This window comes from Candidatus Contubernalis alkalaceticus, from assembly GCF_022558445.1.
Classification (GTDB): Bacteria; Bacillota; Dethiobacteria; order SKNC01; family SKNC01; genus Contubernalis; species Contubernalis alkaliaceticus.
Genome location: NZ_CP054699.1, coordinates 2,601,600 through 2,619,427 on the forward strand (window position 1 = coordinate 2,601,600; position 17,828 = coordinate 2,619,427).

General features: G+C 43.6%; 21 protein-coding genes. 2 read left to right on the top strand and 19 right to left on the bottom strand.

The window, feature by feature from the left end; genetic code table 11:
• Positions 1–89: 89 nt before the first annotated feature.
• From nirJ2 to HUE98_RS13090, 13 genes are all read right to left on the bottom strand, one after another.
• Positions 90–1,070, bottom strand: a complete 981-nt coding sequence (gene nirJ2 / locus HUE98_RS13030) for a putative heme d1 biosynthesis radical SAM protein NirJ2 (protein ID WP_241421064.1) — start codon at positions 1,068–1,070, stop codon at positions 90–92.
• 33 nt (positions 1,071–1,103) lie between these two features.
• Positions 1,104–2,078, bottom strand: a complete 975-nt coding sequence (gene hemB, locus HUE98_RS13035; protein WP_241421065.1) for a porphobilinogen synthase — start codon at positions 2,076–2,078, stop codon at positions 1,104–1,106.
• A gap of 52 nt (positions 2,079–2,130) precedes the next feature.
• Positions 2,131–3,306, bottom strand: coding sequence for a putative heme d1 biosynthesis radical SAM protein NirJ1 (nirJ1, locus tag HUE98_RS13040; protein ID WP_241421066.1), 1,176 nt, complete (start codon positions 3,304–3,306; stop codon positions 2,131–2,133).
• Between the two features lie 11 nt (positions 3,307–3,317).
• Positions 3,318–4,844 (bottom strand): uroporphyrinogen-III C-methyltransferase, encoded by a 1,527-nt coding sequence (gene cobA / locus HUE98_RS13045; protein WP_241421067.1) that lies wholly within the window; start codon positions 4,842–4,844, stop codon positions 3,318–3,320.
• 46 nt (positions 4,845–4,890) lie between these two features.
• Complete coding sequence (hemC, locus tag HUE98_RS13050) at positions 4,891–5,811, bottom strand: hydroxymethylbilane synthase (RefSeq protein WP_241421068.1); 921 nt, start codon at positions 5,809–5,811, stop codon at positions 4,891–4,893.
• On the bottom strand, positions 5,808–6,467 hold the full coding sequence (locus HUE98_RS13055) for a precorrin-2 dehydrogenase/sirohydrochlorin ferrochelatase family protein (protein WP_241421069.1): 660 nt from the start codon (positions 6,465–6,467) through the stop codon (positions 5,808–5,810). The genes hemC and HUE98_RS13055 overlap by 4 nt, the downstream gene beginning before the upstream one ends.
• Positions 6,468–6,470: 3 nt before the next feature.
• On the bottom strand, positions 6,471–7,787 hold the full coding sequence (hemA, locus tag HUE98_RS13060) for a glutamyl-tRNA reductase (RefSeq protein WP_241421070.1): 1,317 nt from the start codon (positions 7,785–7,787) through the stop codon (positions 6,471–6,473).
• A gap of 53 nt (positions 7,788–7,840) precedes the next feature.
• Positions 7,841–10,009, bottom strand: coding sequence for a heme lyase CcmF/NrfE family subunit (locus HUE98_RS13065; protein WP_241421071.1), 2,169 nt, complete (start codon positions 10,007–10,009; stop codon positions 7,841–7,843).
• Between the two features lie 5 nt (positions 10,010–10,014).
• On the bottom strand, positions 10,015–10,383 hold the full coding sequence (locus HUE98_RS13070) for a cytochrome c maturation protein CcmE domain-containing protein (protein ID WP_241421072.1): 369 nt from the start codon (positions 10,381–10,383) through the stop codon (positions 10,015–10,017).
• On the bottom strand, positions 10,380–10,487 hold the full coding sequence (locus HUE98_RS13075; RefSeq protein ID WP_241421073.1) for a CcmD family protein: 108 nt from the start codon (positions 10,485–10,487) through the stop codon (positions 10,380–10,382). The genes HUE98_RS13070 and HUE98_RS13075 overlap by 4 nt, the downstream gene beginning before the upstream one ends.
• Positions 10,488–10,500: 13 nt before the next feature.
• Positions 10,501–11,154 carry a cytochrome c biogenesis protein gene (locus tag HUE98_RS13080; RefSeq protein WP_241421074.1) on the bottom strand — a complete coding sequence of 218 codons (654 nt, stop codon included), beginning with the start codon at positions 11,152–11,154 and terminating at the stop codon, positions 10,501–10,503.
• A gap of 209 nt (positions 11,155–11,363) precedes the next feature.
• Entirely contained in the window at positions 11,364–12,047 is a 684-nt protein-coding gene (locus HUE98_RS13085; protein ID WP_241421075.1) for a heme exporter protein CcmB, read from the bottom strand.
• Complete coding sequence (locus HUE98_RS13090; RefSeq protein WP_241421076.1) at positions 12,019–12,636, bottom strand: ABC transporter ATP-binding protein; 618 nt, start codon at positions 12,634–12,636, stop codon at positions 12,019–12,021. The genes HUE98_RS13085 and HUE98_RS13090 overlap by 29 nt, the downstream gene beginning before the upstream one ends.
• A gap of 331 nt (positions 12,637–12,967) precedes the next feature.
• Between HUE98_RS13090 and HUE98_RS13095 the strand changes: the two genes are divergently transcribed.
• On the top strand, positions 12,968–13,129 hold the full coding sequence (locus HUE98_RS13095) for a hypothetical protein (RefSeq protein WP_241421077.1): 162 nt from the start codon (positions 12,968–12,970) through the stop codon (positions 13,127–13,129).
• A gap of 88 nt (positions 13,130–13,217) precedes the next feature.
• Here the strand turns inward: HUE98_RS13095 and folK are convergent, their stop codons facing one another.
• From folK to folE, 5 genes are all read right to left on the bottom strand, one after another.
• Positions 13,218–13,688 carry a 2-amino-4-hydroxy-6-hydroxymethyldihydropteridine diphosphokinase gene (folK, locus tag HUE98_RS13100; RefSeq protein WP_241421078.1) on the bottom strand — a complete coding sequence of 157 codons (471 nt, stop codon included), beginning with the start codon at positions 13,686–13,688 and terminating at the stop codon, positions 13,218–13,220.
• Positions 13,681–14,052, bottom strand: coding sequence for a dihydroneopterin aldolase (gene folB / locus HUE98_RS13105; protein ID WP_241421079.1), 372 nt, complete (start codon positions 14,050–14,052; stop codon positions 13,681–13,683). Before folB ends, folK begins: the two co-directional genes overlap by 8 nt.
• A 61-nt stretch (positions 14,053–14,113) precedes the next feature.
• The gene (gene folP, locus HUE98_RS13110) at positions 14,114–15,325 is read right to left on the bottom strand and encodes a dihydropteroate synthase (RefSeq protein WP_241421080.1); all 1,212 of its coding nucleotides are present in this window, start codon (positions 15,323–15,325) and stop codon (positions 14,114–14,116) included.
• A 25-nt stretch (positions 15,326–15,350) separates the two neighbouring features.
• Complete coding sequence (locus tag HUE98_RS13115) at positions 15,351–15,842, bottom strand: HD domain-containing protein (protein WP_241421081.1); 492 nt, start codon at positions 15,840–15,842, stop codon at positions 15,351–15,353.
• A gap of 7 nt (positions 15,843–15,849) precedes the next feature.
• Positions 15,850–16,419 carry a GTP cyclohydrolase I FolE gene (gene folE, locus HUE98_RS13120; protein WP_241421082.1) on the bottom strand — a complete coding sequence of 190 codons (570 nt, stop codon included), beginning with the start codon at positions 16,417–16,419 and terminating at the stop codon, positions 15,850–15,852.
• Positions 16,420–16,747: 328 nt separating this feature from the next.
• Between folE and HUE98_RS13125 the strand changes: the two genes are divergently transcribed.
• Positions 16,748–16,954: an aspartyl-phosphate phosphatase Spo0E family protein gene (locus HUE98_RS13125; protein WP_241421083.1), complete on the top strand. Its 207-nt coding sequence runs from the start codon at positions 16,748–16,750 to the stop codon at positions 16,952–16,954.
• Here the strand turns inward: HUE98_RS13125 and HUE98_RS13130 are convergent.
• Positions 16,904–17,815 carry a selenium metabolism-associated LysR family transcriptional regulator gene (locus HUE98_RS13130; RefSeq protein ID WP_241421084.1) on the bottom strand — a complete coding sequence of 304 codons (912 nt, stop codon included), beginning with the start codon at positions 17,813–17,815 and terminating at the stop codon, positions 16,904–16,906. The two genes, HUE98_RS13125 and HUE98_RS13130, sit on opposite strands and share 51 nt — an antisense overlap.
• Positions 17,816–17,828 lie beyond the last annotated feature (13 nt).

Sequence of the window (17,828 nt, forward strand, 5' to 3'; positions counted from 1 at the left end):
TTATTCTTGAAAAACATAAAACAAATTAATCATGCCAAAAATATTGTCACAAGAACTGTCCCCTTGACAACCCTTGAAACTTGATAACCTTATTTGCCGTATACGCACCAGGGATCTTCTGCCATATAGTCTCCATCACTGTAATAATAGGCCCTGGCCCTACATCCTCCGCACATTTCCTCATAACGGCATTCTCCACATTTTCCCTGAGAGGGCTGGCGTAGATCTTTTAAAACTGGTGATTCCTGCCATAAGGTTTTAAAATCTGTTTCTACCACGTTTCCTAACTTTATAGGAAGGTAGGGACAGGGATGAAGGTCGCCATTGGGCAGGATACAGCAGTACGACCTTCCCGCCAGGCAACCCCGGTTAAAACGCATTTCCATTCCTTTTTGAACGGCTACCCGCATAAACTGGGGAGCACAGGTAGGTTTGATTTCGATATCCACTTCCCCTTGTTTTTTTAATATACGATGAATTAACTGCTCATACTGACGCTGCCTCAAGCCATCTTCTTCAATATCTTTCCCCCGGCCCGTGGGAACCAGGAAAAAAATATGATGAGCCCGGGCTCCTATCTTTACGGCAAAATCCGTTATATTTTCAAATTCCTCAAAATTTTCATTCACCACGGTGGTGTGAATTTGAAAAGGCAGGCCCACTTGAAGACAGTTTTTCATACCCTGCACTGCTTTTTCCCAAGAACCCGGCACCTGCCTGAAATTATCATGCATCGCCGGGTTGGCGCTGTCTAGACTGATGCCCATGCACATGGCACCAGCACTTTTTAATTCTTTCGCCAGCTCAAAGTCCAACAAAGTTCCCGTGGTGCCAAAAACTGTCCGCAGCCCCGATTCCCGGGCATATGCTGTTAGTTCTACAATATCTGGACGAAGCAGAGGCTCCCCCCCGCTTAAAATGATCATCTTAAAGCCCGCTGCCGCCAGGTCCTTTATTAACTTTTTCCCCTGAGCGGTATCCAGTTCATCGGAGTCCTTTAATCCGGCATCCCGGTAACAGTGTTTACATTTTAGATGGCATTGTCTGGTAGTATTCCAAGATACAAGCATCTTCATTCTCTCCCGGTTTTTTATTTTTAAATATTACTTGTTAAGAAGGTGGGCCATGTCCCTGGCAAAATAGGTAATAATCATATCCGCTCCGGCCCTTTTGATTGAAGTTAATATTTCCACCATAATATCTTGTCCATCAAGCCAACCTTTCTCCTGGGCTGCTTTAACCATGGAATACTCCCCACTGACATTGTAAGCAGCTACCGGCAGCAGAGTTTCTTCTCTTACCTTTTGTATGATATCAAGATAGGCCAGAGCTGGTTTTACCATGATAATATCAGCTCCCTCAGACTCATCCTGCTGAACCTCCCTCAAGGCTTCCCGGGCATTGGCCGAATCCATTTGATAGGTTCTCCGGTCCCCAAATGAGGGGGCTGAACCAGCAGCATCCCGAAAAGGACCATAAAAATGAGAAGCATATTTCACGCTGTAAGACATGATGTTTACAGACTGGTATCCCTCCCTATCCAAACTCTCCCTGATAGCCCCCACCCTGCCATCCATCATATCTGAGGGGGCCACAATATCCGCCCCACACCTGGCATGGGACAGAGCCGTCTCTGCCAACAGGTCCAAAGTGGCATCGTTTAATATCTGGCCCTCTTCTATCAGGCCGCAGTGGCCATGACTGGTATATTCACAAAGACAGACATCAGTAATAACCAACAAATCTGGGAAAGCTCTTTTTAACTTTTTTACTGCCCTTTGGACCACCTCCTGAGGATCATAAGCTGAAGATCCCCTGTCATCCTTATAAGCAGGAATACCGAAAAGAAGCACTGCTTTTATGCCCAAGGCAGACACTTCCCTTACCTCCTCCAAAAGACAATCCACAGAATATCTAAATACCCCCGGCATAGAGGGAATGGTCTCCTTCACCCCCCTGCCGTGGACAACAAACAAAGGATATATCAAATCCTCCACAGTAACCACTGTCTCCCTTACCATCTGCCGTAAGCTGGAAGAAACCCTCAGGCGTCGGGGCCTATTTTCAGGAAAGTACATAATAAACTCCCTCCAAACGAATAACAATCGTTATAATAAAATGAATTTCTTGTCAGTCTGCCCTGATTTCTTCATCGGTCAGGAAACAGGCAGGGTCTGTTTCCCAATAATCTCCTGTAAAGGCTTCAGCCCTGGCCCGGAAATTTCCGTTACACATATCCAACCAGCGGCAGGAAGAACATCTTCCTTTTAACAGGGGCTTTCGATCCCTCAATTTCCTTAAAAATTCGTTATCTTCATTGGTCCAGATTTCTTTAAAGGAACGCTCCTTAACGCTGCCCAGTTTATGAGTCCGGGTGAACTGGTCCGGGTATACATCCCCAAGACTGTTTATGGAGCCCACGGCCATACCGCTGCGATTGCCGCCGTTGATGGTTATAAGTTCCAGGATTTCCTGGGCTTTTTCCGGATCTTTTTCCTTCATCTTCATATAAATATATGGACCGTCCGCGTGATTATCTACCGTAAGGATTTCCTTTTCCTGGCCCTTTTGGTGAAACTCTTTAGTTTTTTCCATGAGCAAATCCAATACCTCCCGGGTTTCTTCGTGGGAGATATCCTCCTTAATCATTTCCTTACCCCTGCCGGTATACACCAGGTGGTAAAAACAAACCCGGGGAATCTTCTCCTCCTTGACAAGGTATAAAATATCTTCAATCTGGTTGAAATTGTGACGATTGATGGTAAAGCGAAGACCTACCTTTTGTCCCGCTTCCCGACAGGCTCTAATCCCCTGCAGAGCCTGATCAAAGGCGCCCTGGCTGCCTCGGAAACGGTCATTAAGCTCTCCCAGGCCATCCAGGCTGATTCCCACATAGCTGATACCTACTTTTTTTATGCTGCGGGCTGTATCTGGAGTAATCAATGTCCCATTGGTAGATATAGTAGCCCGAATTCCCAGTTTAGCGGCCCGGGAGGCCAGATCAAAAAAATCTTCCCGAATCAGGGGTTCCCCTCCTGAAAATAAAATAACCGGAACTTTAAAAGCCGCCAGGTCATCAACTAGTTTTAGACCTTCCTTTGGGGATAGTTCCCCTTCATATTTTTTCGATTCCGAATTGGCATAGCAATGTTTACACTTCAGGTTACAGCTCTGGGTAATATTCCAGATTACTACCGGCCCACTGCCGGGAGATGTGCCGTGAATCTCTTTCCCTGCGCCAGGGCGGTATCTTAAACTGTCACCATAGTATTCTGAACCACATAAAAGCCTGGTAATACTAATCAAGTTATTTCCCCCTAACTAATCTCCAGCATGTATTTTAAAATAGCCTCCAGCAGACCCTCCATGGTATAAGTTGAGGCCTCAATGTCTACATTTTTTCCATAGGACCTGATAGTTTCGCTGGTTATAGGGCCAATGCTGGCCAGTAAAGCTCTGTCTGCCAGCAATTTTCCCCGTTCTTCCCCTAAAAGCCGGAAAAAATTTGTAACCGTAGAAGAACTGGTAAAAGTAATCACCGGTTTTTCCCTTCGATTCAACAGGTCTTCTAAGGGAAAATCAACTTCTACTCGGGGAAGGATATTGCAATAGGCCGTCACTTCAGTTATTTGCATCCCCATCTGCTTCAATGCCTCCGCCAGTTCCGGACGAGCCAAATCCGCCCGGGGAAGCAGAATTTTTTCTCCCGGAGTCAAAAACCCCCTCATCCCTTGGGCAATGGCCTCCGCCCGGTATTCACCGGGCTGGAATTCTACTTTAATCCCCAGGGCTTCTACCGCCTCCCGGGTTTTTGGCCCAATGGCTGCCAGCTTGACCCCTTTCAAATCTCTAAAATCAATATCTTTTTCCCGCATACGTTGGAAAAAGTATTGTACCCCATGGATGCTGGTAAAAATTATCCAACCATATTCACTAATGTGTTCAAGGCACCTATCCAGTTCTACGTTGTCCGGAGGTGAAATCACTTCCACCGTGGGAAAGTATATCGGATCTCCCCCCAGGTCCAGTATTTTTTCTCGGAAAGACTTTTGCAGGTGACGGGGCCGGGTAATCACAACAGACCTGCCCATTAACGGCTTTTTCTCCCACCACTTCAATTTATCCCTAAGACCCACTACCCTACCCATTATGGTCACCGCCGGGGGCTTAAAACCACTTTCTTCTACCAAAGAAACGATATTCTCCAGGGTGCCCTGCAGCACCTCCTGTTTAGCCAGAGTACCCCATCGAATTAGAGCTACCGGTGTCTCCGGAGGCTTTCCCCGGGCAAGCAGGCTTTGAACATTTAAGGAAAGGTTTTTCATACCCATCAGAAAAATTAAGGTATCCTCAGATTTAGCCAGTTTGTCCCAATCCAGAGCTGAAGATTCTTTTTCCTCTTCATGTCCGGTAATCACCGAAAAAGCGGAAACAAAATCACGATGAGTTACGGGAATACCGGCATAAGCCGGCACCGCTACTGCGGAAGTAATGCCCGGGACAATCTCAAAAGGTACTCCCTTTTCCACTAAAAGCTCGGCCTCTTCCCCCCCACGCCCGAATACAAAGGGGTCACCCCCTTTTAATCGAACTACAATTTTATTCTCTAACGCTTTTTCCGCCAGTAGTAGATTAATTTTCTCCTGGGGAAGGGCATGCATCCCAGACCTTTTACCCACGAATATTTTTTCCGCCCCATCGGAGGCAAAATCTAAAATGCCCGGGTTGACCAGACGGTCATAAACCAAAACCTCAGCTCCCCTAATACATTCTAAAGCTCTTAAAGTAATTAAACGGGGGTCTCCCGGTCCTGCGCCTACCAGGTAAACTGTTCCTTTATTCATAATTATCTTCATCCTTTGTACAATTAATTTATCATGAGTTCTTTTATTAACATCGATTACTTTTAAGGAGCTTATCTGCTCCTTTTTTTAAAAGCCTTCGGGCCAAATGCCGCCCCACAAAAGCCGCCTGGGTCAAAGGCCCTGTCAAAGAATCCTTTAAGACAAATTTTCCGTCAGGGGAAGCTACCAATCCCGAAAGTTTAACCTCCGTACCCTTAAGCTCTCCAAAAGCACCTATGGGGACTTGACACCCTCCCCCTAAAGTTTTCAGCATTGACCTTTCTGCTGTAACCGTGCAGGCTGTAGAAAAATGATTCAAAAATGAAACCAGTTTTACGGCCTCTTCATCATCTTTCCTCAACTGAATGCCCAGGGCTCCTTGGCCCACGGCAGGCATACAAATATTAAAAGGAATAATTTCCCGGGCCTGGTCCTCCAAACCCAGACGTTTTAAACCGGCATAGGCTAAAATTACACCATCCATCCCCTGGTCCCTCATCTTTCCTAAACGGGTATTTACATTCCCCCGAATGGGTTCAAATTTTAAGTCCGGGCGAAAGTGAAGAAGTTGTGACCGGCGGCGGATACTGCTGGTACCAATTAATGCCTCTTTGGGCAGTGTGGCCAGCCAGTAGTCTTTATGAGACACCAACACATCCCGGGGATCCTCCCTCTCCGTTATGGCCGCCAACACCAGATCCGGGTGTTCCTCCGTTGGAAGATCCTTCATGCTGTGAACAGCAATGTCAATTTCCCTTTCCAACAGGGCACTTTCAATTTCCTTGACAAAGACTCCCTTGCCCTCCATTTTATCAAAGGATTCCGTAAGAAATTTATCCCCGGTGGTCTGAATAATCTTAATCTCACAACCCAGATCAGGATAATGATTCTTTAAACGCTCCATAATAAAGTTAGCCTGCGCCCGGGCCAAATTACTGCCCCGGGTACCGATTACTATTGTTTTCATAAATCCTCCATGATAAAACCTTGATTTTTATTTATAATTTCCCTGCACTTCTCCTCCAGCCGGCTCAAATCCTTCTCCTGAACCAGTTTTACCAGTTCCGGGTCAGACATTTCCATAAATATTTTCCGGCGAATTCCTGGGTCATCAACCTCCTGAAGAATTTTTTTCCTCAAGCCCCCCAGATAATCCAGAAGCAGGCTAAATTCCTCACCATAACTGTTTTCCAAACCTTTTTTAATCCTGCCAGACATTGCCGGGCTTTTTCCCTCTGTGGATACACTGATGGTTAGAGAGCCCCTTCGTAAAACTGCCGGCACCAGAAAGGTGCACAGGGAAGGAATGTCCACAATGTTTACAGGAATACCGGCATTTTGCGCATCTTGAGCTATCTTTTCGTTTACCTCCCGGTCATCGGTAGCTCCAATCACCAGACAGCAGCCTTCCAGATAAGTACGGTTGTATTTTACCTGAAAAAGCTTTATAAGCCCATCCACAGCCATACTTTCTATCTCCGGCAGCACCCTTGGGCTTACCACCAGAATATGTGCCCCATAGGAGAGCAAATTTTTCACTTTCCTAAAAGCCACCTTTCCGCCCCCAACGATTAAGACTTTTCTTTTTTTTACTTTTAAGTTTATAGGGTAAAACCCTTCCATCGACTAAAAACCCCTGTCTGACTTTTTTTCTTTTTCCCCTTGTTCTCCCTCAATATCCAGGCTGAATAATTCACAAAGGCTGGCAATACAGCCTTCCACATCTTTTTCCGCAGCCTTTTCTTTCAATCGGAGCACCGGAATCCGTAAAAGGTCATTCATAATATTTTTAGAAAGCCGCTCCACCGTCTTTTTTTCCTTCTCGGAGAGTCCATTAAGTTTTTCCAGGGCACTTTCCAACTGCTCCCTGCGAATGTCCTCCGCCCGAGCCCTCAGAGCCGTAATCAACGGAACTACCCTGCGGGTGTTCAGCCAATTTTGAAAATCTTCTGTCTCCTGGGAAATGACCTTTTCCGCTTGTTTTGCCGCCAACTTTCTTTCTTTCATGTTGTTTTCCAAAACCGCCTGGAGATCATCCATATTATAAAGGTTAACTCCTGGAATTTCCCGAACATCAGGGGCAATGTCCCGGGGAACCGCAATATCTATAAGAAAGATTTTTTTATGATTTCGCTGTTCCATCACCCTGGTCATTTTTTCCTTGTTCAAAATAAAGTGGGGTGCACTGGTAGAACTAATTACTATATCTGCCTGGGGTATAATCTGTAACAAGCGGTTGTAATCCTCAACCCGTCCCCCGAACAATTCAACCAGCTTTCCCGCCTGTTGAATACTGCGGTTAACCACCACCAGATCCTTAACCCCTTCGTCGCACAGATGTTTAATAGTCAACTGCGCCATCTCACCTGCACCCACCACCATAACCTTCTGATGCTTCAGCACCGGGAAAATCTGGTTAGCCAGGCTTACCGCCACGTAACTCACCGACGCCGGATGATCATTAATAGCCGTCTCTCGATGTACCCTTTTCCCTACCACCAGTGCCTGCCTAAAAAGGGCATGAAATATTGTATCAACCCTCTGCTTCTCCATGCTTTTCTGATAGGCTTCCTTTACCTGTCCTAGAATCTGAGTCTCCCCCAACACCATAGAATCCAGGCCGGCAGCTACATTGAAAAGATGTTCCACCGCCTCCTGCCCCTGATACAAGTAAAAACAGTCTTTCATTTTTTCTTCCCGGATACCTTTAAAATCCGTAAGGAAACTCACCACAGCATCACTGTTTTTTTTCAAGCCCGCTCCCGCACAGTAAATTTCTGTACGGTTACAGGTGGAGATAATTACTGTCTCCTCCAGTTCGTCTTTTTCACTGCTAAAGGATAAAGCCTGATCCAGTTCTTTTTCGGTGAAAGAAAGCTTTTCCCTGATCTCTACCGGGGCCGTCCGGTGGTTTATTCCCAGAACCACAATTTCATTCTGCATCAATATCTCTCCCTTAAATCTTTTCAAACATTAGTATTTTTTAGTGTGACCAGTTAACCCCTGAAATACACAGAAAATCTTCTCCAGGCCGCCAGGGCGGTACCTGCCATAAGCAGCACGGAACCAATAACTAGAACTGAAACCAGTGGTTTGCGGCTTACCTCAATCACTAACAATTCTTCCGGAGGTGGGCTGTCTTTGGGCGCTACCCTAAATCTAACCATTCCTTCGCTGGCATCCAGGGCTTCTACCAAAACCTCATCTATCCCTCCAGGCAGGTCTTTAGCCCCAGGTTTTACTCCATCTTCCGTGCTCTTCAGTGTAGGTACTACCCTCTCCTCCAGGTTTCCCTTAACAATATTTAACACTACCCCTATCTGTATTTTACTCCCACCTTCATGGGAATCAAAATCAAACCCCTCAAAATCTATTAAATATTCTCCAACCTCCACTTTTTCCCCTTTAATCATAGTTACCGTCTCCCCAGGAAACTCCAGCCTTTCCTCCAGGGGACTCAAATACAGGTCCCGGCTTAATCCCCGAAGTATATGGGGCTCCCTCATTAAACGGGGTTCACTCCCAGCCAAATAGATCTTAGGAGTAGCGGTCCATGTGCGACCGCCTTTTTCCACCTGAATCTCAAAGGCTTCCTTTTCATCCACCACAGTATTAGTTATAAGAGTGAAATGATAATCCAGGGCCTCCACCGTCTCCCCCTGCTTCAGAGATATGATATGACTGTGACTTAATGCAGAGGATGTTAAAATGCCAATGAACATCAAAGCCAGGCCTAAATGGGCCAAATAGCCACCGCTGTTCTTCAGTCCCCTTTTGACAGCCGGTAAAAAGGCAAGGGCATTAGTTCCCAGGGCCAACAAGGAAGCGCCTATAAAAGCCAGTTTAAGAGGAGAGTAAACCCCCAGGGCAATAGATACTATCAGTCCTGCCAATGTAAAGAGCATTGGACCTCTCATCTTACGCTTAATCCCCGAGAGATCCTCATCTTTCCATCCCAACAAGGGACATAATGCCAGAACCAAGGCTAACAGAACCACAATAGGAGCATTGGTTAGATTATAAAAAGAAATATCTACGCTGGCGGGATCCCCCAACAATCCTGTCAAAATAGGAGATGAAGTCCCCACGGTAATTAATACCGCCGAAATAGAAAGTAATATGGCAGTATATGAAAAGGTGGACACCTTGGAATACCACTTTTCCCCTGGATCAAGGCCGGGAATATCCCGCCAACGGAACAGCATAAGAACTGTCCCCACCAGGAAATAAAACAGCATAAAGGCCAGCATATAAGCATTCAATCCCGTTTCCCCAAAGGCATGAACTGAAAAGTCTGCCAGTATACCGCTTCGGGTAAGGAAGGTAGCATAGATAACCAGCACAAAAGTAATATAAGCAAAAAACAGGTTTGAACGATAACTTAAGAATCGGGCTCTCTGCAGTAAAATCCCGTGTATCAGGGCAGTACAAGTCAACCAGGGCACAAGGGAGGCGTTCTCCACCGGGTCCCATCCCCAGTAACCACCCCAACCCAGGGTTCGATACGCCCAGTAGCCACCGATAATAATCCCTGCCCCTAAAAACAGCCATCCGGTCAAAGCCCAGGGAAGAGCCCGGGAAGCCCACTCCTGGTAATCCTTTTTCCAAAGCCCCCCAAAAGCATACGCACAGGGAAGGAGCAGGGCCGCATAACCCACGAAAATTATGGGAGGGTGGATAACCATCCAGGGATCTTTCAAGAGAGGGTTAAGGCCGACTCCCTCCAGAGGAATTCCCGGCATAATCCGAAAAGGATTGTATAATAGTAAAAATAGCAAAAGAAATGCCTGTCCCACCAGGAGAAAAAACATCACCGGACTCTCGTATTCTTTTTCCCAGCGAATAATAAAAAGGCCAAAAACAGCAGCCAAAAGAACCCAAAGGAGAAAAGTCCCCTCCTGCCCGGCCCAGAATGCCGAAATTAAATATTCCAGGGGGAGGTCAGTGCTGCTGTGATAATAAACATAAAAATACTTAAATTGATGCGTTAATAATCCCCATAAAAGATATGAGGAAGCAGCAGTAACGGCTGCTGTTTTTAAATAGTACACGCCTCGGGCATAGGGAAGAAATTCCTCCCGTTTAAAGAAAAATACGCCCCCGTAAATCAGAACTGCGCACAGAGCAAAGAAAAATGCTGCGTATATTGCATAACTACCTATCAAGTGTCCTAACCTCCTTCATATTTTGAGGGACATTTCACCAGAATATCTTCCGCCTGAAAAACTTCAAGAATACCGTCGTATTTCCCTACCACCACGACACTTTCAGCATTTTCAAAATTGGCAGGCTTGGCCCCATGGAAATTAATCCAAACCCGGGTTCCCTCAACGTCCTCCAGTTCAAATTCCAGGTACCCCTTTTCCAGGTCATAACGAGCCTCTCCTCCGGTAAAATATCCCATGACCTGAACATTCCTGACAGAATCAAAGGATTCACTAAAGGTGACATAAGGGGTTACCGAAGACTGGAAGGCACCAAAGGCAAATATAGAAAAAGCAATAATTACAACAATACCTATATAGAACTTTGGTTTCATTTCTTTTCCAACTCCCGAACTTTTAAATCCATTTTTAACAGATAAAGAAATATGCCAATCCAGGATAAAAGCGTAACCACCATTACTACATAGAGATCAGACATGACATTACCTCCTTTAAATTTTTTTTCTCTTAAATTTTTCCTGTAGTTTAATAATTCGATTTTGCAGACTGTATATCCAAAAATAGATCCCCGTAAAACCCGCCAGAGAGGCCAGGAAGACCTGAAGCATTTGAGTGTTCATATTCATACTGCCCTCTACATTAATTATGGGATCCGGATGTAGGGTAGCATAAACTCTGGGAATAATAAACACCAAAAAGGGCACCGTCAAAAAAGCGATAATGGCATACACCGACGAAAGCCTGGCCCGCTGTCCCTCTTCTTCCACCGCTGAACGGAGAGCAAAATACGCTGCATAGATTAATAGTAAGACAAATATTGAGGTCTGCCGGGGATCCCAGTTCCAATAAGCACCCCAGGTATTTTTCGCAAAAACCGCTCCGGTAACCGTAGCCAACAGCGCAAAAACAGTTCCTATTTCTGCATTGAAGGCGGTTCGCCGGTCAAGTTCCATACTGCCTGTCCGCAGATACTGAACAGCATTTACCATGGACACCAGATACGCTAAAACGGCTACCCAGGCCAACGGAACATGATAAAAAATAATTCGTGACACTTCTCCCAACTCCAAAGCCGGAGGGGCATATAAAAATGAAGCCACAATCACCACAGACATCCACAACCCTACGATAATCTTCCAAATCAAATCTCTTTCACCCCTATCTCATCAACTGTTCAAATTCAAACAATAATTACCCTTTGTTAATCAATCCTATTATTAAATAAATTCAAGCCTTCATATCATTTATATTATAACTTTTATAGAAACATTATTATATAGGAAATTCATCCCCAATTATATAGGATATTCTTCTCTCTAGACTTGACCTAAGCTGTCTTTTTTAAAATATATTTTTAGTCCTCCCATACAAAACTAAACAGCATTAAAGAAACAGTAATCATAATCATAAAAAAGGAAAACAAAATTTGCAGTTCAGCCCGGGCCTCCCCCAGAGGGAACCCCTCCAGAGCCAACCGGGTACCGTTAATGGCTGAAATCAACAGAGGCAAAAGGACAGGAAAGGCCAAAACCGGCAGCAAATTACCTTTCACATTTGCTTGAGAAACCATGGCCGCCAAAATTGTAGTGGTAGCGGCCAGTCCCAGGCCCCCCAGTAACAGAACTAGAATAAGCAGGCCAGGATTACCTACCGGTGGGCTGAGAAAAAAAATATATGATGGAATTACAATAATCATTACGAAAAAAAGAAGAACAAAATTATAAATAAATTTTCCAAAATAAACGGTTTCAGGAATTGCAGAAAGCTTTAGAGCATATACTGTCCCCTTTTCCTGCTCGCTTACAAAAGACCTGGCCAGTCCTGCCATGGCAGAGAAAAATATAATAATCCAAATCAATGCTGAATGCAGTATCTCATCTAAGATATATGGGCCCACTGCAAAACTTACTAAAACCAGAGTAGTTAGAGCAAACATTAAAAAGGAATTCAGGGCATATTTAGTGCGAAATTCTACCCTAACGTCCTTCCCCAGCAGTGCATATGCCTGCTTAATCCAGTTGAAGAATCTGATCACCATAGCGGGACACCTCCCCAGGGTCATTAGTAGAGAGGATCACACATCCCCACCGCTTTTGTTCCTCAATAATCTCCTGAACCAGGGCATGTCCCGACTCATCCAGATTTGAACCTGGTTCATCCAGAAGAAGCAGCAGTGGCCTGTGCAAAAGAGCAAAAGCAAATTTTAGCCTCTGTTTCATGCCGGTGGAATAAGTGGAAACCATTTTTACTTTCCACTTTTCCAATTGTACTTTCCTAAGCATTTCTTCTGCCCTTTCCAGGCCCCCCAAAAGACCTCTAACCTGGGCGAAAAAGTATAAATTTTCCAGGGCAGAGAGCTCTTCATACAGCATGAGGTCTGGAGAAACATAACCTATACAGTCCTTCTGCTTTTCCCGGGGTATGTTTTCCCCTTCTACCTTGAAATGAATCTCCCCAGAGGTAGGACGGATCAACCCGGCTATAATCTTTAACAAGGTAGTTTTACCGGAGCCATTGGAACCAGAAACAACCAGGCAATTTCCCTGTTCCACAGCTTCCCCAATTCCGCTAAAAATTACCTGCTCATTATACACCTTAGTTAGATCACACATTTGAATTGAAATCAAATCTACCCTTCTCCCTAAACAGCTTAAATACCCTATTATTTTTATTTGCATAATTAATAAATAGCACTGTTGGAATTGACTTCTCTCCCCTAAAATATCATACCTAATCAGAGAGGTCAAACTTCCCTTAATATCTTACCACAAAAGTAAGTAATTTTTATTATAAGTTTTAATTATCCCTATAAGATTTTCTTCTTAGTAATTAATAAAACTAATAAACTGCGTGAAATATGTCTTTATTCTAATTTTTGTAAGTTATGGGTACTATGCTGCATATTTTTAAACCAAATAAAGAATAATAATGGTTGAATAAAATATAGGAGGCATGTTTATGGAGTTACAAAACTTACAATTTGCAGATCTTTCAGACACTGAGCTAAGTAAACTTAAAGAAACGGAACAGATAATTAACACCGGATCCGGAAACAAAACCATGAACGAAAAGGGCCAGGAAGTTATTCTTTTGGCCTTTGTGGACAAAGGAAGAAATTAGTGTATTTAAATTGTAACAGCCTATCTTATTATTTTCACAAGAAAAAAAGGAAACCTGTTTATAGGTTTCCTTTTTTTCTCTTTATCATTTAACTAATCTTTTTCAATTCCCTTAGAAGAACAGCAATGCTTTTCCCTGTCCCCGGATGCACTGCCTCTGGCGCAATTTCTGCCAATGGCTCCAGGACAAACTCCCTTTCTACCATCCTGGGATGAGGTATGATTAAAAGGGGTTCATCCATTATTTCCAGGGAATCGTACATTAAAATATCCACATCAATAGTCCTGGGCCCCCAACGAATGCTCCTAACTCTTTTTAAAGCGTTTTCTATTTCATGGCAAAAATCTAAAAGCTCATAGGGACTCAAAAGAGTTTCCCCCACTACAACTGCGTTTAAAAATTTATCCTGCTCCTCATAACCCACCGGGTCAGTCTCATAAAATGAAGAAATCTTCAGCACCCGGAACCCCTGGTGGGAACCTAGAATATCTAAAGCCTTCTCCAAATTTTCCTGCTTATGGCCCAGGTTAGTCCCCAGGCCTAAATAAACCTTAGCCACTTAACCCGCCTCTTCTAATTTCTACTCCTACATAGTCCAAATTACCAGGTATAGGAGCCCAGGGCTTCTTAATTAGGACCACCACTTCCACAGCCAGGGGATCTTCCAGCACCATCTCAGCAATCTTTTCTGCCAATGTCTCCAAAATGTTATACCGTTCCCGCTGGACCAATCTTTTAATCTTTTCATAAAGCTCAACATAACATATAGTATCTTTCAATCCATCTGTTTCTGAAGGCTTAGAAAAATCCATATATATTTCCAGGGAAACCAAAAACTTTTGGCCTTGAATCCTCTCCGTGGGAAGCACCCCATGATAACCGTAAAAAGAAAGTTCATTTAATATAATTTTACCTATTGCCATATTTTTCACCTTTCCCCTAACAGGCCTGATCCTCATCACACCTGTAGTTCCTTTTATAAAATTAACAATACTCCTTTCTTCTGACCATTGCATCGGTCATATCCACTACCCTCTTCATATATTCTATATCATGAACCCTGACAATATCAACTCCCCTGGTAATACCCAGGGTCAGTGTTGCAGCCGTTCCCTCCAGGCGAGCCTCCGGGGGTAGATCCAAAACCTTTCCAATCATGGACTTGCGAGAGGTTCCCAGAAGAACAGGATATCCCAAGGCAGAAATTTCCTCCAAATGATTCATTACTTCCAGATTCTCACTTAGATTTTTGGCAAAGCCTATACCAGGATCAAGAATAATATTCTCATTCTTCACCCCAGCCTCACAGGCCAGATTCACACTTTCCTTCAGGTCGAAGACAATATCTTTCATCAGGTCCTGATATTGATGTACTGTTCGATTATGCATAATACACAAGGGTACTTCATACCGGGCAGCTACTGAGGCCAAACGTGGGTCTTTCTTAAGGCCCCAGATATCGTTTAGCATATGCGCTCCCATTTTCAAAGCTTCCTCAGCCACTGAAGCCTTATAGGTATCTATGGAAACCGGCACTTCCAATTCCTTTAAAATCTTTTCCAGTACCGGGAACACCCTTTCCATCTCTTCCTGTTCAGAAACTGACTGATGATTAGGCCGGGTAGATTCACCGCCTATATCCAGAATATCAATTCCCTGCTGCACCATCAGCCTGGCCTGCTCCAAAGCATTGTCCAGTTTATTAAACCTGCCACCGTCAGAAAAAGAATCCGGGGTAACGTTTAAAATACCCATTACCAGAGTTCTCTGCCCCAGTTTAAAAGCTTTTTTCCCTAATTTTAGGATGTTTTCCTTTGAAGAATTCATCCAGTGATGGTTATTGTACTGATTCAACGCTTCTTCAATGTCTGCAGAAATTGCTTTTAATCCAAAGGGCTGTATCTTCAACTTCAAGATCAGCTGTTTGTACTGCTTCAAAGTTCCCATCAATAGGATATCCGTTTTGTCCTGAGAGAAATCCCCCACTCCATGAGCAACGGCAGCTTCCCCCCCCTTAGACAGCATCTCCTGTTTTACAAATATAGAAGCTCTTAAAGAAACATCATACAACTTTACCCAAAAAAATTGCCCCTTAGACTGCATAATCACAGATCCCTGTTTACTGGCCCCAATTTTATCTATTTCTTTTCTGATGTCCTCCCTGCTTTTGGGAAGGAGAATTCTAACTTTTGACAATTTAACTTCCCCTTTATCAAAAATACTAATACCACAGTCCTCGGCTGGTTGGCATACTGTCGAATTTATAGCATTTTTCCTGAGCGGCACAGTCAAAGCAGGATCTCGAAAAAATATCTGCCCGATGCAAAATATCCCCCAGTATTGTCCTTTCAATATGCTCAGGACCCCGGTGCTCCTTAATAGAACGAAGTATTTTAGCCATATCCTTTCTTTCAAAACCGGCTTGTTCTAATATTTCCCTGGCCATTTCTGCACTCAATAAAGCATGATCCTTACCCGTTTCATACTCTTTCCAGCGGCCAATATCATGTAATAACGCCGAGGCATACACCATTTCCTTGGAAAATTCAGACTGCAGTCCCTGTTCTAAAACCAGAATATAAGCAATACGGGCTACCGAAAGCAAATGTTCAAAATTATGATGACAGAATGCTCGTTTTTTTTCTGCTTTAAAATTTTTACGCACATACTCCTGGAAACGTGTATCTTTAAGAATTATATATATCTTTTTCATCTTACTTTTAATGGTGTCCTTTAATCAAAGAAAATGCTTCGGACCTGGAAACCTGGTTTCTGCGGAAAATTCCCCTTACTGCTGAAGTAATCGTAAATGAACCTGGTTTTTTTATGCCCCGTATGGTCATACATAGATGTTCTGCCTCCACCACTACAACTACACCCTTAGCATCCAAAGTCTCCATAATAACATCGGCCACTTTACTGGTTAACCTTTCCTGCAGTTGAGGCCTCCGGGCAATAGTTTCCACTACCCTGGCCAGTTTGCTCAATCCGGTAATCTTCCCTCGGGAGGGAATATAAGCTACATGAGCTTTACCGTAAAAAGGTAGAAGATGGTGCTCACACATGGAATAAAGAGCAATATCCCTGAGCAAAATCATCTCATCGTGCTGGTCTTCAGTGAAACATTTTGTAAGATGAACGCTGGGATCTTCATGCATTCCTTTAAAAATCTCCTCATACATTTTAGCCACACGCTTAGGGGTCTCTACCAGACCCTCCCGCTGTGGATCCTCCCCGATGGCCTCTAAAATCATTTTCACTGCTTCTTCGATTTTCGGCTGATCAATCATTGTTTGTGACACTCCTTCTAAATATAATAAATATTTAAAGTTCTATCAGCTGGCACATCACATTCAATTACTTAAATAATTATGCTAAAACACGAAAAATCCTTTTTTTTAATATCTTTTACTTGAAAAAAACTGTTTTTAAAGAATAAAAAACAAAATCAATGGTTATTTTTTCTCTCCTAAACATTTGCTATTATAGACATTATTTAAATTAATTGTTGAAAAATCTAAATAATTACTTTTTTAGTAATTTTTAAAAAGGAATTTGGAACTTCATGTCGAACATGTTAAGACGGTAATTAAACGCAGTAAGGAGGTTTTAAATGCTATGTGTACAAGGGAAGAGAACATAATTACCACCCGGATCGAAATACTTAGGAAAAAACTGAATCATATGGGAGAAAAAAAAGATTTTTCACTGAATGACAGCGAAATGTATTCTCTAAGCACTCAATTGGACCAGTTGATTTATGAGTACACTGACTTAGAACTGGATAAGAGAAGGAATATCCAATTTTTCACTGAAACTGAGTAGCTCTATTGCTGCCCTGGGAAGATACTGTTCTTTTGGGTAAAGGTAGTACAGCTTTCTTTTGAGCAGGAAACCATCCAGCTTTTTTACTGCTATTCTTTTTAAAGCCTCATCCCTGCGTGCCGCCCAGAAAGAAACAAAAGAAATGCCCAGGCCGGCCTCTACCGCAGTTATTATTGCCTGGGTACTCCCCAGCTCTAAAACTGGAGTAATGTTGTCCACAGCAATTCCCACTTTTTGAAGTTTTTCCTCTACGACCCTTCGAGTTCCTGAGCCTTTTTCTCTCCAGATAAAGCTTTCTTTTACTAAGGCAGAAGGAGAGACCTTCTCCTCTTTTGCCAGGGGATGTTGGGGATGCATAATCAAGACCAATTCATCATCTGCAAAATTTTTGGCCATCAGTTTCTTTCTTTCAATCCAGGCTCCAACCACCCCCAGATGAATTTCTTCCGCAAGGATTTTTCTTACCACTTCCAATGTATCTGCCACCTCCAGCTTGATTTCTACATCAGGGTATTCTTTCTTAAAAGAACCCAGCAGATAAGGAAGCAGGTATTCCCCTGGGATGGTACTGGCTCCGATTCTTAGAACCCCTCCCACGGTACTGCTTAATTCACTGATACTCTGCTCTGTATTCTCCCATTCCTTCAAAATCCTCTTAGCTTTGAGGTATAATATTTCTCCCCCCTCAGTCAGGGTTATTTTTTGGCCCTGCCGGTGAAAAAGTCGGGTGCTAAAATGTTTTTCCAACATTTTTATATGCTTGCTCACAGCCGGTTGGGTCAAATAAAGGGCTTCCGCAGCCCGGGTCAAGCTCTTTTCCTCCACCACCATTAGAAAAGTTTTTAAAATGGATATTTTCATATGAATGCCCCCA

Excerpts from the sequence above, each read along its gene's own strand:
- HUE98_RS13130 (WP_241421084.1), bottom strand. The coding sequence starts at position 17,815 with ATGAAAATATCCATTTTAAAAACTTTTCTAATGGTGGTGGAGGAAAAG.
- hemA (WP_241421070.1), bottom strand. The coding sequence starts at position 7,787 with ATGCAGAATGAAATTGTGGTTCTGGGAATAAACCACCGGACGGCCCCG.
- HUE98_RS13085 (WP_241421075.1), bottom strand. The coding sequence starts at position 12,047 with ATGGTGATCAGATTCTTCAACTGGATTAAGCAGGCATATGCACTGCTG.
- HUE98_RS13070 (WP_241421072.1), bottom strand. The coding sequence starts at position 10,383 with ATGAAACCAAAGTTCTATATAGGTATTGTTGTAATTATTGCTTTTTCT.
- folE (WP_241421082.1), bottom strand. The coding sequence starts at position 16,419 with ATGATTGATCAGCCGAAAATCGAAGAAGCAGTGAAAATGATTTTAGAG.
- folB (WP_241421079.1), bottom strand. The coding sequence starts at position 14,052 with ATGGCAATAGGTAAAATTATATTAAATGAACTTTCTTTTTACGGTTAT.
- HUE98_RS13055 (WP_241421069.1), bottom strand. The coding sequence starts at position 6,467 with ATGGAAGGGTTTTACCCTATAAACTTAAAAGTAAAAAAAAGAAAAGTC.
- HUE98_RS13115 (WP_241421081.1), bottom strand. The coding sequence starts at position 15,842 with ATGAAAAAGATATATATAATTCTTAAAGATACACGTTTCCAGGAGTAT.
- hemC (WP_241421068.1), bottom strand. The coding sequence starts at position 5,811 with ATGAAAACAATAGTAATCGGTACCCGGGGCAGTAATTTGGCCCGGGCG.
- hemB (WP_241421065.1), bottom strand. The coding sequence starts at position 2,078 with ATGTACTTTCCTGAAAATAGGCCCCGACGCCTGAGGGTTTCTTCCAGC.
- HUE98_RS13125 (WP_241421083.1), top strand. The coding sequence starts at position 16,748 with ATGTGTACAAGGGAAGAGAACATAATTACCACCCGGATCGAAATACTT.
- HUE98_RS13095 (WP_241421077.1), top strand. The coding sequence starts at position 12,968 with ATGGAGTTACAAAACTTACAATTTGCAGATCTTTCAGACACTGAGCTA.
- HUE98_RS13075 (WP_241421073.1), bottom strand. The coding sequence starts at position 10,487 with ATGTCTGATCTCTATGTAGTAATGGTGGTTACGCTTTTATCCTGGATT.
- cobA (WP_241421067.1), bottom strand. The coding sequence starts at position 4,844 with ATGAATAAAGGAACAGTTTACCTGGTAGGCGCAGGACCGGGAGACCCC.
- nirJ2 (WP_241421064.1), bottom strand. The coding sequence starts at position 1,070 with ATGCTTGTATCTTGGAATACTACCAGACAATGCCATCTAAAATGTAAA.